The 15,393-nt window shown below is 70.6% G+C and carries 16 protein-coding genes; 12 read left to right on the forward strand and 4 right to left on the reverse strand.

Annotated features, from left to right (window positions below; all coding sequences use genetic code 11):
• Positions 1-20: 20 nt before the first annotated feature.
• Positions 21-632, forward strand: a complete 612-nt coding sequence (locus NR798_RS39300; protein WP_375767703.1) for a DUF4304 domain-containing protein — start codon at positions 21-23, stop codon at positions 630-632.
• Here the strand turns inward: NR798_RS39300 and NR798_RS39305 are convergent.
• Both NR798_RS39305 and NR798_RS39310 read right to left on the reverse strand, forming a co-directional pair.
• Entirely contained in the window at positions 610-1,185 is a 576-nt protein-coding gene (locus NR798_RS39305; protein WP_375767704.1) for a lysostaphin resistance A-like protein, read from the reverse strand. The genes NR798_RS39300 and NR798_RS39305 overlap by 23 nt on opposite strands.
• 115 nt (positions 1,186-1,300) lie before the next feature.
• Entirely contained in the window at positions 1,301-2,551 is a 1,251-nt protein-coding gene (locus NR798_RS39310) for an NAD(P)/FAD-dependent oxidoreductase (protein WP_375767705.1), read from the reverse strand.
• A gap of 203 nt (positions 2,552-2,754) precedes the next feature.
• Between NR798_RS39310 and trpD the strand changes: the two genes are divergently transcribed.
• The 5 genes from trpD to trpA are packed head-to-tail and all read left to right on the forward strand — an operon-like array spanning position 2,755 to position 7,190.
• Positions 2,755-3,771: an anthranilate phosphoribosyltransferase gene (trpD, locus tag NR798_RS39315; protein ID WP_375767706.1), complete on the forward strand. Its 1,017-nt coding sequence runs from the start codon at positions 2,755-2,757 to the stop codon at positions 3,769-3,771.
• Positions 3,768-4,556, forward strand: a complete 789-nt coding sequence (locus NR798_RS39320) for an indole-3-glycerol phosphate synthase TrpC (protein ID WP_375767707.1) — start codon at positions 3,768-3,770, stop codon at positions 4,554-4,556. Before trpD ends, NR798_RS39320 begins: the two co-directional genes overlap by 4 nt.
• Positions 4,553-5,188, forward strand: coding sequence for a phosphoribosylanthranilate isomerase (locus tag NR798_RS39325; RefSeq protein ID WP_375767708.1), 636 nt, complete (start codon positions 4,553-4,555; stop codon positions 5,186-5,188). Before NR798_RS39320 ends, NR798_RS39325 begins: the two co-directional genes overlap by 4 nt.
• 8 nt (positions 5,189-5,196) lie before the next feature.
• A complete protein-coding gene (gene trpB, locus NR798_RS39330; protein WP_375767709.1) occupies positions 5,197-6,402 on the forward strand; it encodes a tryptophan synthase subunit beta in 1,206 nt (401 codons plus the stop codon).
• Positions 6,399-7,190 carry a tryptophan synthase subunit alpha gene (trpA, locus tag NR798_RS39335; RefSeq protein WP_375767710.1) on the forward strand — a complete coding sequence of 264 codons (792 nt, stop codon included), beginning with the start codon at positions 6,399-6,401 and terminating at the stop codon, positions 7,188-7,190. The genes trpB and trpA overlap by 4 nt, the downstream gene beginning before the upstream one ends.
• Positions 7,191-7,256: 66 nt before the next feature.
• On the opposite strand, the gene NR798_RS39340 is transcribed toward trpA, so the two are convergent.
• Positions 7,257-7,757, reverse strand: coding sequence for a hypothetical protein (locus tag NR798_RS39340; RefSeq protein WP_375767711.1), 501 nt, complete (start codon positions 7,755-7,757; stop codon positions 7,257-7,259).
• Positions 7,754-7,894 (reverse strand): hypothetical protein, encoded by a 141-nt coding sequence (locus NR798_RS39345; RefSeq protein ID WP_375767712.1) that lies wholly within the window; start codon positions 7,892-7,894, stop codon positions 7,754-7,756. Before NR798_RS39345 ends, NR798_RS39340 begins: the two co-directional genes overlap by 4 nt.
• Positions 7,895-8,015: 121 nt before the next feature.
• On the opposite strand from NR798_RS39345, the gene NR798_RS39350 reads away from it, so the two are divergent.
• From NR798_RS39350 to NR798_RS39375, 6 genes are all read left to right on the forward strand, one after another.
• On the forward strand, positions 8,016-9,488 hold the full coding sequence (locus tag NR798_RS39350; protein ID WP_375767713.1) for a hypothetical protein: 1,473 nt from the start codon (positions 8,016-8,018) through the stop codon (positions 9,486-9,488).
• 70 nt (positions 9,489-9,558) lie between these two features.
• Positions 9,559-10,155, forward strand: coding sequence for a histidine phosphatase family protein (locus NR798_RS39355; RefSeq protein WP_375767714.1), 597 nt, complete (start codon positions 9,559-9,561; stop codon positions 10,153-10,155).
• 117 nt (positions 10,156-10,272) lie between these two features.
• Positions 10,273-11,424 carry an imelysin family protein gene (locus tag NR798_RS39360; RefSeq protein WP_375767715.1) on the forward strand — a complete coding sequence of 384 codons (1,152 nt, stop codon included), beginning with the start codon at positions 10,273-10,275 and terminating at the stop codon, positions 11,422-11,424.
• Positions 11,425-11,433: 9 nt separating this feature from the next.
• Positions 11,434-12,804, forward strand: coding sequence for a di-heme oxidoredictase family protein (locus NR798_RS39365; protein WP_375767716.1), 1,371 nt, complete (start codon positions 11,434-11,436; stop codon positions 12,802-12,804).
• Positions 12,801-13,880: an imelysin family protein gene (locus NR798_RS39370; protein WP_375767717.1), complete on the forward strand. Its 1,080-nt coding sequence runs from the start codon at positions 12,801-12,803 to the stop codon at positions 13,878-13,880. Before NR798_RS39365 ends, NR798_RS39370 begins: the two co-directional genes overlap by 4 nt.
• The gene (locus tag NR798_RS39375) at positions 13,870-15,324 is read left to right on the forward strand and encodes an HTTM domain-containing protein (protein WP_375767718.1); all 1,455 of its coding nucleotides are present in this window, start codon (positions 13,870-13,872) and stop codon (positions 15,322-15,324) included. Before NR798_RS39370 ends, NR798_RS39375 begins: the two co-directional genes overlap by 11 nt.
• Positions 15,325-15,393: the final 69 nt, after the last annotated feature.

The following is a 15,393-nucleotide window of genomic DNA, read 5'->3' on the forward strand; positions in this document are numbered from 1 at the left end:
GTGACACGAGGAGGCGCAGCATGACGGTTCGAGACATGCTCTCGGAGGCGCTGTCTGTCGCGGTGGCGGGCCTGGCCAAGGCACGGGGCTTCCGGAAGAAGGGATTCACGTTCCGGCGCCAGCATGGACAGACGACCCAGGTCATCAACTTCCAGCTGTCGCACGGGAACTCGCGAGACGAAGGAGATTTCTACGTCAACATCGGGCTCTCCTTCGACGCGGTGACCGCTCTGGGGGGAACCTCCTCGGGAGAGGTCGTGATCGCCGGTGAGGCCGTTCACTATGGCGTCCGGCTCGAAGAGCTTGCTCCGGAGACTCCGGACGAATGGGCCGTCACGCCGCAGACGGACGCGCATTCACTCGGAGCACAACTGGGAGCGGCGCTCGCGCCCGTTATCGACCGGCTCGAGAAGGTCGAGTCTCCCGCCAGCATGCTGCGCGAGTTCCCTCTCGACGATGGGTTTCGACGCGTCCTGCGCGCGAAGTTGGAGTACGTGGACGGCCACTTCGACGCCGCGCTCGCCGATTTAAGGCTCGTCGCCGCCGAGTTCGCGGACCGGCAGGGGATGTCCGTCGAGAACCTCATTGAACGGCATCGCCTGCCAGCGCTCAGATCGCTGGCAGCAAAATGACGATGAGCAGGTCCCACAGGGAGTGACTCACCGACGAGGCCACGAGGCTGCGTCTCCACTCGGCGAGCAGCCCCCACGCGAGTGACGTGGGGAACGCCGCGAGCGCCAACAGTGGCTCACGGAAGGCGAGCAGCACGAGGCTCGACAGCACCGCGGCCACCAGCGCACAACCGACACACCCGAGCCTCGGCCGCAGCGCCTGTTGCACCGCGCCGCGCCAGAACAACTCCTCGGCCGGAGCAATCACCAGCGCCAGCGCCAACGCCGCTCCGAGTGAGCCCGTGCCGAACGTCGTGTAGACGTGCTTCAGCGGCTCGCAGAGGACGTCCGTGAAGCCGCCGCACATGGCCCACAGCACCGCCCGCGAGCCCACGTACAGCACCCCCGCGAGCGCCACGCCCCACAGCACGTCCGCGCGCCTCGGCAAGAGCAGCGCCCGGCCTTCCTCGCCCAGCGCCTTCCACGAGAGCACGTTCCACACCGCGCAGTAGAGCGCCGCCCAGAGGAAGAAGCGCGGCGGGTGCACGTGCACCAGCGCGGTCCATGGGAGCACCGCTACTGACGCAGCCACGAACCAACCCGGGTGACGGATACCCTCACCCCGGGGGGCCTTGCCCCCCCTTTGAACGACGGGTGGCTCCTCTCCCGGAGGGCGAGGGGAAATGGGCTCAGTCGAGGCCACGGTCCCTCAGGAGTGCTTCGGCCGCACGGCGTCCCGAGACCATCGCGCCCTCGATGGAGCCGTTCTCCCGGTAGTCCCCACAGACGTACAGCCCCGGCGACAGCCGCACCTTCCGGTGGGGCTCCTCGAATGACTCGGGCGGCTGCGCCGGCAGCGCGTGCGGAATCGCGTACGTGCGCAGGTGCCTCCACTGCGCCACCCCTCCGCCGAACCACTCCGTGAGCTGCTCGCGCACCCGCGCCTCCAGCGTCTCCGCGTCCCCCGACGGCTCCAGCACCGACACCGAGACCAGCGACTGCCCCTCCGGCGCGTACGAGGGCGCCACCTCGCTCATCACCGCCAGGTTGTTCACCGGCCCCCTCCCCTCCCCGTTCAGCACCAGGTAGGGCCCTCGCACCGGCGGCTCCGGCGCGGCGAAGTACAGGCACGTCACCGCGTTCATCCTCCTCGGCGGCATGCCGGGCAGCAGCTCCTCCGCCGCGGGCGCGTCCGTGGCCACCACCACCGCGTCGGCCTCCTCCCTCGCCCCCGTGGCCAGCCTCACCCGGTGGCCCCAGGCCTCCTCCACCGGCGTGTTCAGCTTCACCACCCCGAAGGGCAGCTTCGCCGCCAACTGCTCGGAGAGCGCCCCCATGCCCCGCGCCGGCACCGCCGTGGCCCCCGTGGCGAACATCCGGAACACGAACTCCAGCACCCGGCTCGAGGTGCGCAGCTCCTTCTCCAGGAAGATGCCCCCGAAGAAGGGCCGGAAGAACGTCTCCACCATCCCATCGGAGAAGCCCACGTCGCGCAGGTACTCCCGCGACGGCCGCTGCCTGCGCAGGAACACGTCCTCCACCGGGCCCGCCAGCGCCTGCTGACGCAAGTCGAGAATGTGCAACTTGTCGGCGAGCGAGCCCACCGGGTTGAAGGCGTGCGCCGCGGCCTGGAGGGGCCGGCGGAACGGGTCCGCCACCTTGTGCAGCCGCCCCGCGCGCCACACCAGCGCCCCCGGGAAGAAGCGCTGGAAGTCGAGCGCCTCGTAGTCCAGCCACCGCCGCGGCTCGGGGTAGGCGGTGAGGAACACCTGGAAGCCCCGGTCCAGCAGGAAGCCGTCCACCGAGTCCGTACGCACGCGGCCTCCCACGCCGTCGCTCGCCTCGAACACCCGCACCTTCACCTTGGCCTGATGCAGCAGCCGGGCACACGTCAACCCCGCCAACCCGGCCCCCACCACGATGACGCTCGGCCTCGTCAAGGTGCACCCTCCGTCAACGCGAAATCTCCGCTCCTACATTGATTCCCGGGCATCGCCCAGCGAGACTCTTCGGGAATTTTGGGAAGAAGTGGACCTTTTCTTCCTGCAAGGCGCCCCCCGCCTTTTTTAATAAAGGCAGTGGCCCCAACCGGCCGCCCCTGCATTCCCCGGCGCCGGAACACTTCGGAGATCCGAGTAGGCACATGACGCTCAAGGAAGCGCTGGGCAGGGTGGTGGGTCGGCGCGACCTGACCCGCGAGGAGATGGCCCGCATCATGGGACAGATGCTCGCGGGAGAGGCGACGCCCGCCCAGGTGGGCGCGTTCGCGGTCGCGCTGCGGATGAAGGGTGAGACCGAGGAGGAGATCCTCGGGGCGGCGGAGGCCATGCGCGCCTGCGCCACGCGCATCCACCCCAGGGCCGAGGTGGTGTTGGACACCTGCGGTACGGGCGGGGATGGGGCCAACACCTTCAACATCTCCACGGCCGTGGCCTTCGTGGCCGCGGGCGCGGGCGTGACGGTGGCCAAGCACGGCAACCGGGCGGTGTCCTCGCGCTGCGGCAGCTCGGACGTGCTGGCCGCGCTGGGCCTGCCCATGGACCGGGCGCACGAGCAGGTGACGCGGGACGTGGACGAGCACGGCGTGGGCTTCCTCTTCGCCCCCTCGCACCACAGCGCCCTGCGCCACGTGGCGCCCGCGCGGCGCGAGATTGGCCTGCACACCCTCTTCAACCTGCTGGGCCCCCTGGCGAACCCGGCGGGCGCGCGCTACCAGCTGCTCGGCACCTTCGCGGGCGAGCGGCTGGAGCAGACGGCCCGGGTGCTCTCCAAGCTGGGCAGCAAGCGCGCCTGGGTGGTGCACGGCCGGGACGGGTTGGATGAGCTCTCCCCGTGCACGGTCTCGGACGTGGCCGAGTTGCGCGAGGACGGCTCCGTGCGGACATTCTCCGTCAGCCCGGAGGACGCGGGGCTGGAGCGCGTGCCGGCCGAGGCCATCGCGGGCGGGGACGTGGAGGACAACGCCCGGCGGCTCAAGGAGCTGCTGGCCGGTGCGCGCTCCGGCGTGCGCACGGCGGTGCTGCTCAACGCGGCGGCCGCGCTGGTGGTGGTGGGCAGGGCCAAGGACCTCAAGGAAGGCGTGCTGCGGGCGGTGGAGTCCATCGACTCCGGCGCCGCGGCGGCCAAGCTGAAGGCCCTGGTGGGCGGAGGCGCTTCATGAGCGCGCCCGAGCCGGACAAGCTCCTGGCCATCTTCGAGCGCAAGCGCCGGGAGCTCGCCGCGCGCAAGCCGCTGGTGGCCCGCGCGCCCCGCCCGCCCTCGCGGGACTTCGCGGCCGCCCTCACCCGGCACCGCGCCGGGCTGCCGGTGAACGTCATCGCCGAGGTGAAGCGCCGCAGCCCCTCGGGTGGCGACTTCCCGCACCAGGACCTGGTCTCGGTGGCGAAGGCGTACGAGGCCGCCGGGGCGAGCGCGGTGAGCGTCCTCACGGACGACGTGGACTTCGGGGGCAGCATCGAGGATCTGCTCCAGGTGCGCGCGGCCATCTCGCTGCCGGTGCTGCGCAAGGACTTCCTGGTGGCGCCGCAGGAGGTGGAGGAGAGCGCGGCGCTCGGCGCGGACGCGGTGCTGCTCATCGCGGACGCGCTGGAGGACGGGCCGCTCGCGGAGATGGTGGCGGCGGCGAAGTCCTGCCGCGTGGCCGCGCTCGTCGAGGCCCACACGCAGGAGCACGCCGAGCGGGCGCTGAAGGCGGGCGCGGAGCTGGTGGGCATCAACAACCGGAACCTCGCCACGCTGCGCACCGACATCCACACGGCCCTGAAGGTGATTCCGGCGCTGCGCAGCCGGGCGAAGGCGCTGGTGGCGGAGAGCGGCCTGAAGACGCGCGAGGACTTCGCGGCGGCGCGGGCCTCGGGAGCCGACGCCGTGCTGGTGGGCGAGTCCCTGCTGCGCGACGCGGAGCCGGGCCGTGCGCTGGCGCGGCTGCTCGCGGGGGCGCCGTGAGCACGCGGGTGAAGATCTGCGGTGTCACCCGCGTGGAGGACGCGCGGATGGCCTGGGCCGCGGGTGCGGACGCGCTCGGGCTCAACTTCTACCCGCGCTCGCCCCGGTACGTGACGCCGGAGACGGCGGCCATCCTGGCGCGCACGCGGCCCGCGCTGGGCGCGGTGGTGGGCGTCTTCGTCAACGAGTCGCCGGACGTCATCCGCGCGCGGGTGCGTGACTGCGGGCTGACGTCGGTGCAGCTGCACGGCGACGAGCCGCCCGAGGCCTGCGCGGGCTACGGCGTGCCGGTCATCAAGGCCCTGCGGGTGCGCGGGCCCGAGGACGTGGAGAAGGCGCGCACCTACGTGGGCGCGGGCGACGTGGCCACGCTGCTGCTGGACGGAGCGGCGCCGGGCTACGGGGGCGGCGGCGTGGGATTCGACTGGTCGCTGGTGGCGCGGCTCGCGGACGCGGGCGTGCCGGTGCTGGTGGCCGGTGGGCTCAATCCGGACAATGTGCGGGAAGCCGTGCGGGCCACCCGGCCCTACGGAGTGGATGTGGCGAGCGGGGTGGAAGTCAGCCCCGGCGTCAAGGATGCGGACGCGGTGCGCGCCTTCGTGCGCGCCGTGAAGACCCTGGCTTGGGAGTGATGGAGAACATGGACACGCAAACCGCCCCGGGCCGCTTCGGGCGTTATGGCGGCCGTTATGTGCCGGAGACGCTCGTGCCGGCGCTGCAGGAGTTGGAACTGGCCTATGCCGAGGCCCGCAAGGACCCGGCCTTCGAGGAGCAGGTGGCGCAGGTGCTGCGCGAGTTCGTCGGGCGCGAGACGCCCCTGACGCCCGCGCGCCGGCTCACCGAGCTGTGGGGAGGCGCCGAGGTGTGGCTCAAGCGCGAGGACCTCGCGCACACGGGCGCCCACAAAATCAACAACACCATCGGCCAGGTGCTGCTCGCCAAGCGGATGGGCAAGAAGCGCGTCATCGCGGAGACGGGCGCGGGCCAGCACGGCGTGGCCACCGCCACCGCGTGTGCCCTGTTCGGCCTGACGTGCGAGGTGTACATGGGCGCGCTGGACGTGGAGCGCCAGGCGCTCAACGTCTTCCGCATGAAGGCGCTCGGGGCCACGGTGCGCCCGGTGGAGTCGGGCTCGCGCACGCTCAAGGACGCGATGAACGAGGCCATGCGCGTCTGGGTGTCGCAGGTCGAGGACACCTACTACGTCATCGGCAGCGCGGCCGGTCCGCACCCCTACCCCACCATCGTCCGGGACTTCCAGTCCGTCATCGGCCGGGAGATCCGCACGCAGTCGCTGGTGGCCTTCGGCAAGCTGCCGGACGCCATCATCGCGTGCATCGGCGGCGGCTCGAACGCCATTGGCGCCCTCCACCCCTTCCTCGGCGACGCGAGCGTGCGGCTGGTGGGCGTGGAAGCCGGTGGCCACGGCCTGGACTCGGGGCAGCACGGCGCGTCCCTGACGCTGGGCACCGAGGGCGTGCTGCACGGCTCGCGCTCGCTGGTGCTGCAGGACGAGCACGGGCAGATCATCGAGGCGCACTCCATCTCCGCGGGCCTGGACTACCCGGGCGTGGGGCCGGAGCTGGCGCACATGGCGAAGACGGGACGGATGGAGGTGCGCACCGCCACGGACGACGAGGCGCTGGCGGCCTTCTACCAGGTGTCCCGCACCGAGGGCATCCTCCCCGCGCTGGAGTCCTCGCACGCCTTCGCGCGCGCGGGCGAGCTGGCGCGTGAGCTGGGCAAGGGCAAGTACCTGGTCATCAACTGCTCGGGCCGCGGAGACAAGGACGTGGCCACCATCGCGGCGCGGGGCATTCCCGCCGCCGTCCAGGAGAAAGCATGAGCGGCGAGATCGCGGAAGCGTTCGCCCGGGCCAAGGCCCGCGGTGAGGGCGCGCTGGTGGCGTACGCCATGGCGGGAGACCCGGACCTGGCCCGCTCGGTGGACGTGTTCGCCGCGTGCGTGGAAGGCGGCGCGGACATCCTGGAGATTGGCGTGGCGTTCAGCGATCCCATCGCCGACGGCCCGGTCATCCAGGCCGCGTCCGAGCGGGCGCTGAAGGCGGGCTCCACGCTCAAGCGGGTGCTGGAGGAGGTGGTGCCGGCGGTGCGCGCGCGCTGCCCGCAGACGCCGCTGGTGGTGATGACGTACGTCAACGTGGTGATGGCCCTGGGCGAGGAGCGCTACGCAAAGCTGGCCCGGGAGCGCGGGGTGTCGGGCACCATCCTGCCGGACCTGCCTCCCGAGGAGAGCGCGGAACTCCGCGCGGCCTTCGACCAGGAGGGGCTGGAGCTGATTCCTCTGTGCGCGCCCACGACGTCGCCGGCCCGGGCGGAGAGCATCGCGAAGGACGCGCGGGGCTTCGTCTACTGCGTGTCGGTGGCGGGCGTGACGGGCATGCGCTCGGAGCTGCCGGCCAACCTGTCCGAGCGGCTGGAGATGGTGCGGCGCGTGTCGCCGGTGCCGGTGGTGGCGGGCTTCGGCATCTCCACCGCCGAGCAGGCGCGGGTGGTGGGCGCCCACGCGGATGGCGTGGTGGTGGGCAGCGCCATCGTCCGTGCGGCGCAGGCGGATGGGCCCGCGGCGGCCCGGCAGGTGTGCGCGGAGATCAGGCGCGGCCTCAAGCGCTGAGCGTCCTCCCTCTCCCTCTCCCTCTGGGAGAGGGCTGGGGTGAGGGTGTTCGCTGCCGGCGCGCCCTCAATCCGATGCGCTTCCCGTGATGACGACACACCGCCGCCGCGTCCGGTGGTGGAGCACATAGGTGAAGGACCAGAACACGCGGTAGCCCGGCAGACCCCTCTCATCGGGGTAGTCATGGAGCTCCGCCTCCTCGGAGGAGATGAGCTCCGCCAGGGCACGCCAGAAGGCCGGGAGCAACTCCTGCTCCAACTTCTCCCGGCGCGCGGCGGTGAACCTCGGGCCCGCATGCGCTTCGCCCTCGTAGCGCAGACAGGTCTCGACGTCGGTCGTCAGCTCCTCCAGCGAGACCTGTCTGACCTTCGCCAGGTGCGGCTGACTCTCCGGGTAACACGTCCGCATCACCTCGTTCAGGGGCAGCTCCGCCCCCGGCAGCTCGAGCGCCTTCACATCGAGCGTGATGCCGTAGTTGAAGCCAGAGACGAGCCGCTCGAGCTGACGGAGGACCTTGGACACGGGCCGCACCTGAGCCTTGTCAGCCTCGCGGAGCTGAACCATCAAGGCCGGGCCTCCACGAAGTCCTTCGCCCGGTCCGGCTCCCAGCCCGTGTAGCCGCGGACGACGGCCATGGCCGCGATCGAATCGCCCGCGAGCAAGCGCGCGTCGACTTCGCCTGGCTGCTGTTCGGTGAGCGCCATGACGTACCACCTGGTTGTTCTTCCCGCCGCGCCTCCATCGTAGCCGCCTGTCCGCCGACCTACCTCGGGCGCGTCGTCACATCCGAGGGCGGGACACTCCCCCTCTTGGGGGAGACACATCATGAAATTGTTCACCATCGGGGACAGCATCTCGCAGGGTTTCATGTCGTTCGCGGCGGCACGAACCGAGCTCTCCTACTCCACGCTGATCGCCAGGGTGCTGGGGCTGACGCCGGAGGTGGACTATCCCCTCCCCACCTGGCGCGAGGGCGGTCTGCCGCTGAACCTGGAGCGGTTGCTGCGGCGCTTGCAGTCGCTCTACGGCGCCGACATCCGGGGCCTCCTGGAGTGGCCCCGGGCGCTCCTCACCATCAACGGCATGGTGGACGATGTGGAGGACCATTACGAGCGGGGCAGCGGCAACATCGCCCGGCCGCAGGCGGGGCCGACGAAGACGTTTCCAAACAGCTCCTGCTTCGGCTTCACCGTGGCCGACGCCTGGCTGATCGACCCCAACTGGTGCCTGCAGCAGATCCGGGACGGCGAGGAAGACGACGGGCTGATCAGCCTGCCCAACCAGTCCCTGGCCCGCGCGGCGCACGCGGTCCTCAATCCGTCGCGCCACCCGGCCTACGGCGACAGGAGCCAGCTCAAATCCCTGGAGCAGCACGTGAAGGAGGAGGGGGTGGAGAACCTGCTCCTCTGGCTCGGCTCCAACAACGCGCTCGGTACCGTCACACGCCTCAAGATCAACGAAACGCCGAACGATCCAAACAACCGCATGCATCTGCGCAGCGTCAAGGAGCGCGACCGCTACAACCTCTGGCACCCGGACGACTTCAAGGCCGAGTACGAGCAGCTGCTCGACCGGGTCTCCACCCTCATGGAGCAGAACAAGCACCCGGACTGGCGGGTCTTCATCGGCAACGTGCCCGCGGTCTCGATCGCGCCGCTCTGCAAGGGCGTCGGCGCCGAGAAGGAATGCGAAGATCCGTTCGGCGTGCTCGGCAACAAGGCCCGCTACTTCGAGAACTATACCTACGTCATCTTCGGCTCGGACTTCGCCCGCCGCACCGGCCTCGGTCTGACCCGGGACCAGGTACTGAAGATCGATGGCTACATCAGCGAGTACAACAAGATCATCGCCAACCTCATCCAGGACGCCAATGGCAGGCTCGGCAAGGAACGCTACTTCCTGGTCGACATCAGCAGCTGCCTGCTGAAACTGGCCTACCGCCGCAACAACGGCCAGCCGACCTACCCGCTGCCGCCCGAGCTCGCGCAGGCCCGGTACAAGCCGAACACCATGTACTACCACGCGGACCGCAACGGCCGGCTGCAGCAGGGAGGACTCATCAGCCTGGACGGGGTTCATCCGAGTGCCATCGGCCAGGGAGTGCTCGCGCTCGAGTTCCTCAAGGTGATGGAGGCGGCCGGGGCTCCGGGGGCCAAGGCGTCGGCCCTCGATTGGAACGCCATCATCGCCAGCGACACGCTCTACACCAACCCCATCGCCTTGATGGGAGAGCTCTACGACAACACCCGCCTCGCCGAGTTCCTGGTCGATGTGATGCGGAGGGTGGACAACATGTGACGGCGGTGCGGGGTGGTTCCGCCGGGCCCTCGAGGGTGGCAGAGTGCGCCCGCCCCGAGAGAGGAACACCATGAAGCCCCGCTCCCCCGTGCTCGTCCTCGTCCGCCATGGAGACACCGCCTGGAGCCGCAGCGGCCAACACACCGGCCGCACGGACATCCCGCTGCTGGAGGAGGGCCGCCGCATGGCCACCGAGCTGCGCGAGCCGCTGCGCGCCTGGGACTTCGCCGCGGTGTGGACCAGCCCCCTGAGCCGCGCCAGCGAGACGTGCGCGCTCGCCGGTTATGGAGACGTGGCCCAGCTGCGCTCGGACCTGATGGAGTGGGACTACGGCACCTTCGAGGGCAAGACGAAGGAAGAGATCCGCGCCACCAGCCCGAACTGGACGCTGTGGACGGAGGGCGTGCCGTGCGGCGAGTCCGCGCGGGACGTAGGGGCACGCGCGGACCGCATCATCGCCGAGGCCCGCGCCGTGGAGGGCAACGTGCTCCTCTTCGCGCACGGCCACCTGCTGCGGGTGCTCGCCGCGCGCTGGCTCGGGCTGCCCCCCACCGAGGGCCGCCTCTTCACGTTGAACACCGCCTCCATCAGCGGGCTCGGCCTGGACAGCGACGGGGACCAGCAGGTCCTCCAGCTCTGGAACGACACCACCCACCTGCGCGGCTGAGGGCGGACGGGGGGACCGCACACTTCTGCGTGGGTGCGCCCGGCCCGATTTTGACTTTGATTCTCAGATTCGCTATCGAGCCAGCCCATTCGACGGAAGCAAGCGAAGGGGCCTCACATGAAGAAGCTGGGCTGGATGGCACTGGTGGCGGGAGCGCTGAGCGTGGCGGGCTGTGGGACGGATCCGCTGGAGAGCTCGCGGGCGCGGCCGGTGATGGAGGACTACGCGACGCTGGTGTACGAGAACTACACGGACGCGGTGGCGAAGGCGCGGGTGCTGCAGACGGCGGTGGACGCCTTCGTGGCGGACCCCACCGAGGCGAAGCTGACGGCGGCGCGCACCGCGTGGCTGGAGGCGCGTCCCGCCTACGGCCAGAGCGAGGTCTTCCGCTTCTACGGCGGCCCCATCGACGACGAGGACACGGGCCCCGAGGGCCGCATCAACGCCTGGCCGCTGGACGAGGCGTATATCGACGCGGTGGAGGGAGCGCCGGAGGCCGGCATCATCAACGCCACCAGCGAGTACCCCACGCTGTCCGAGGAGCTGCTCATCTCCCTCAACGAGCGCGACGGTGAGACGAACATCGCCACCGGCTACCACGCCATCGAGTTCCTGCTGTGGGGCCAGGACCGGAGCGTGACGGGCCCGGGCAACCGGCCGGCGTCGGACTTCGTGGACGGGGGCACGGCGCCCAACGCCGCGCGCCGCCGCCAGTACCTGAAGCTCGCGACGGGCCTGTTGGTGAAGGACCTGGAGTCGGTGAAGACGCAGTGGACGCCGGACTCCAACAACTACGCGAAGCTGTTCCGGTCGCAGGAGCCCAAGGAGGCGCTGCTGCAGGTGCTCACCGGCATGGGCAGCCTGAGCGGCGCCGAGCTGTCCGGCGAGCGGATGACGGTGGCCTACGACAACAAGGACCAGGAGGACGAGCACTCCTGCTTCAGCGACAACACGAAGGCGGACCTGTACGCCAACGCGCTGGGCATCCAGAACGCGTACCTCGGGCGCTACGGCACCGCGGATCGCCATGGCCTGGACGAGCTGGTGGCGGTGGTGGACCCGGAGCTGGACAGGGAGATGAAGCAGCGCCTGCAGGCCAGCCTCGACGCCATCCAGGCGATCCCCGGCCCGTTCGACCAGGCCATCCTCGGCGCGGACAATGCCGAGGGCCGTCAGAAGGTGAAGGTGGCCATCGACGCGCTGCGCGCCCAGACGGAGACGCTCGCCGACGTGGCCACCGCGCTGGGCATCACGCTCAACCTGGAGTGAGAACGAACCATGCGGCGTACGATCAGCCTGTTTCTCCTCCTCGCCTGTGCCTGCGGTGAGGAGAGGCCCGAGCCGGGCGAGGAGCTGTCCGGCGGCGGCACCACCGTCCACGACACCACGCGCAACGCCTTCACGCTGGCGGCGCGCAACCTCCAGGGCGAGCGGCGCGATGCCTTCTTCACGGGCAACGCGCTCTTCAACCGCAACTGGGTGACGGCCCCCGCCTCCACCACGGGGCTGGACGGACTGGGGCCCACCTTCAACGCGCCCTCGTGCGCCGCATGTCACTTCAAGGACGGGCGCGGCAAGCCCCCGACCGAGCCGGACGAGAAGCCGCTGTCGCTGCTCTTCCGGTTGAGCATCCCCGGGCAGGACGCCCATGGCGAGCCGCTCGGGGACCCCAACTACGGCGGGCAGCTCCAGCCGCAGGCCCTCCTCGGCGTGCCCGCGGAGGGCGAAGTGGCCCTCACGCACTCGCTGCGCGAGGGCCGGTACGCGGACGGGACGGCGTACTCGTTGGAGGAGCCGCACTACACGCTCACGAACCTGGCCTTCGGCCCCGTGCATCCGGAGCTGATGATGAGCCCGCGCGTGGCGCCGGTGATGGTGGGGCTTGGCCTGCTGGAGGCCATTCCGGACGCGGCGCTGGAGGCCCTCGCGGATCCGGACGACCAGGACGGCGATGGCATCTCCGGCCGCATCAACCACGTCTGGGACGTGGAGCACGGCGAGCCGCGCATGGGCCGCTTCGGTTGGAAGGCCAACCAGCCCTCCCTGCGCCAGCAGAACGCGGGCGCCTTCCGGGGGGACATCGGCATCACCTCGGAGCTGTTCCCGGCGGAGGACTGCCCTCCCGTGCAGACGGCGTGTCACGACGCGCCCTCGGGGGGAGCGCCCGAGTTGGAGGCGGAGAAGCTGCAGCAGCTGACGTTCTACACGCGGACGCTGGCCGTGCCCGCGCGCCGGGACGTGGACCAGCCCGAGGTCCTGCGCGGGCGGCGGCTGTTCCGTGAGCTCGACTGCGCGAAGTGCCACGTGCCGCGGCATGAGACGGGCCCGGTGGAGGACGCGCCGGAGCTGTCGGAGCAGGTCATCTTCCCGTACACGGACCTGCTGCTGCACGACATGGGGCCGGAGCTGGCCGATGGCCGCCCGGACTTCGAGGCCACGGGGAGCGAGTGGCGCACGCCGCCGCTGTGGGGCATCGGGCTGGTCCAGACGGTCAACCGCCATACGCGCTTCCTGCACGATGGCCGCGCCCGCTCGCTGGAGGAGGCCATCCTCTGGCACGGCGGCGAGGCCGAGCGCTCTCAGGAGCGTTTCCGCAACCTGTCTGTCACCGAGCGCGCCGCGTTGCTGCGCTTCCTGGAGTCGCTGTGAGCCCCTTCCTGCGCCGTCTGATTCCCACCACCGTCCTGCTATCGCTCCTCGCCGTGGCGAGCTGCGGCGACTCCCAGGGCACCGCCCTGCGCTCGGCCTTCCTGAAGGAGCTGGCCGGGGATGTGGCCCTGCCCGCCTACCGGGACTTCGACACGCGCACCGAGGCGCTGGCCGGAGCACTCGCGGCGCTGGAGGCCACTCCCACGGAGGCAGCGCTCACCCAGGCGCGGTCCGCCTGGAGGGAAGCGCGCGCGGCATGGCTGCGGCAGGAGGCCTTCCGCATCGGCCCGGCGGAGGAGCAGCACACGTCGGCCTCGGCGAACCAGGTGCCGTCCACCACGGGCATCGACAGCCTGCTCACGGAGGGCACGGAGCTCACGGAGACGTTCGTCGCGGAGCAGGGCGCGAACCGCAAGGGACTGCTCGCCATCGAGTACCTGCTCTTCGACGCGGCGGCCACCGAGGAAGGGACGGCGGGCATGCGCCGCCGGACGTACCTGAAGCAGCTCGGGACCTTGCTGCACAAGGACGCCACGGTGGTGCGCACCGCCTGGGAGCCCGAGCAGGGCAACTACGTCGCGCAGCTCTCCAACGCGGGGAACGAGGGAAGCGCCTACGCCACGCAGAAGGAGGCGGTGGACACGGTGGTCAACCGGCTCATCGCCAGCGTGGAGGTGGCGGAGCAGAAGCTGTCGAAGCCGCTCGGCTTCGAGACGGGAGGCACGGTGCGTCCCGAGCTGGAGGAGGCGCGGCGCAGCGACAACTCGCTGAAGGACCTGGAGAACGCGGTGGTGGGCATGGAGCGCGTCTGGCTGGGGGCGAACGGGAACGGCGGGCTTTCGAAGGTGGTGGCCGCGAGCAACAAGCAGGTGGACGAGACGGTGCGCGGGGACCTGGCGGCGGTGCGCTCGGCGTTGGAGGCGATTCCGCCGCCGCTGCGCACGGCGCTGACCAACGACCGTGAGTCGGTGGAGACGGCCCGGGCCGCGCTGGCGACGCTGCGGGCCACCCTGGCCTCCGAGGTCGTGTCCAACCTGGGAGTGACGCTCAAGTTCAACGACAACGATGGCGACTGAGCAGGCGCCGTTGGCCCCAACCACTCCCCTGGCGCCCGTCACTCCCCTGGCGCCCGTCACTCCCCTCGCCCTCCGGGAGAGGGGCGGGGGAGAGGGTGCCACGAGCCCCGGGTTCCCCCTGCGAGCCCTCCACGAGCGGCTCACTGCCTCCGCTTTCGCCCCGGTGGACCCATCCTCCCTGGTGGCGTACCGGGTCCTGTTCGGGCTGCTCATGTTGGTCGCCGTCGCGCGCTTCTTCGCGTACGGGTGGATCCACGAGCACTACCTCGCGCCGAAGGTGCTCTTCCCGTACGCGGGGCTGGAGTGGATCCGTCCGTGGCCGGGCGTGGGGATGTACCTCCACTTCGCGCTGATGGGGCTGGGGGCGCTGGGCATCACGCTGGGAGTCGCATACCGGACGAGCGCACTCACGTTCCTGCTCACGTTCACGTACGCGCACCTCATCGACAAGACGTACTACCTGAACCACTACTATTTCATCTCGCTGGCGGGGCTGCTGCTGGTGGCGCTGCCGTTGGACGTGAAGGGGCGGAGCCACGTGCCCGCGTGGTGGCTGTGGCTGCTGCGGGCGCAGGTGGGGCTCGTGTACTTCTTCGGCGGGGTGGCGAAGCTGAAGAGTGACTGGCTCATCCACGCGCAACCGATGAAGATCTGGCTCGCGGCGAGCACGGACCTACCGGTGCTCGGCCGGCTCTTCGAGCAACCGTGGGCGCCACACGCCTTCAGCATCGCGGGAGCGGTGTTCGACCTGTGCGTGGTGCCCGCGCTGCTGTGGAAGCGGACGCGGTGGCTGGCCTACGCGGCGGTGGTGGGCTTCCACGTCATCACGCGGATGCTCTTCCCCATCGGCATGTTCCCGTGGCTGATGATGGCGGGCGCCCTGCTCTTCTTCCCACCGGACTGGCCCCGGCGGCTCGCGGGCTGGCTGCGGCGCGAGCCGATGAAGGACTCCGCCCCCTCCCCCACCCTGCCCTCGAGCCGATCCTGGATTGGACCCGCGCTGGCGGTGGCCTTCCTGGGGGTGCAGTTCCTCCTGCCGCTGCGGCACCTGTTCTACCCGGGCGACGTGATGTGGACGGAGGAGGGCTTCCGCTTCTCGTGGAACGTGATGCTGATGGAGAAGGACGGGGTCGCCGAGTTCCGCGTCAGCGAGCCCACCACCGGGAAGCGATGGGTGGTGTCGCCGGGCAAGTACCTCTCGCCCTACCAGGTGAAGATGATGGCCACGCAGCCGGACATGCTGCTGACGTTCGCGCACTACCTGGCCCGCGACTTCGCCGGGCAGGGGCACCCGGGAGTGGAGGTGCGCGTGGACGCCTTCGCGAGCCTCAACGGGCGGCCCCGCCAGCGGCTCGTGGACCCCACCGTGAACCTGGCCTCGGTGGGGCCGTGGGACAGCGTCCACGGATGGGTGCTGCCCTTCCGCGAGGTGGCGCCTCCCTGAAGCGCCTGCACGGAGCCAACCCGATTGGGCTCGATACCCTCACCCCGACCCTCTCCCGGAGGGCGAGGG

It is taken from the genome of Archangium gephyra, from assembly GCF_042230915.1.
Classification (GTDB): Bacteria; Myxococcota; Myxococcia; order Myxococcales; family Myxococcaceae; genus Archangium; species Archangium gephyra_B.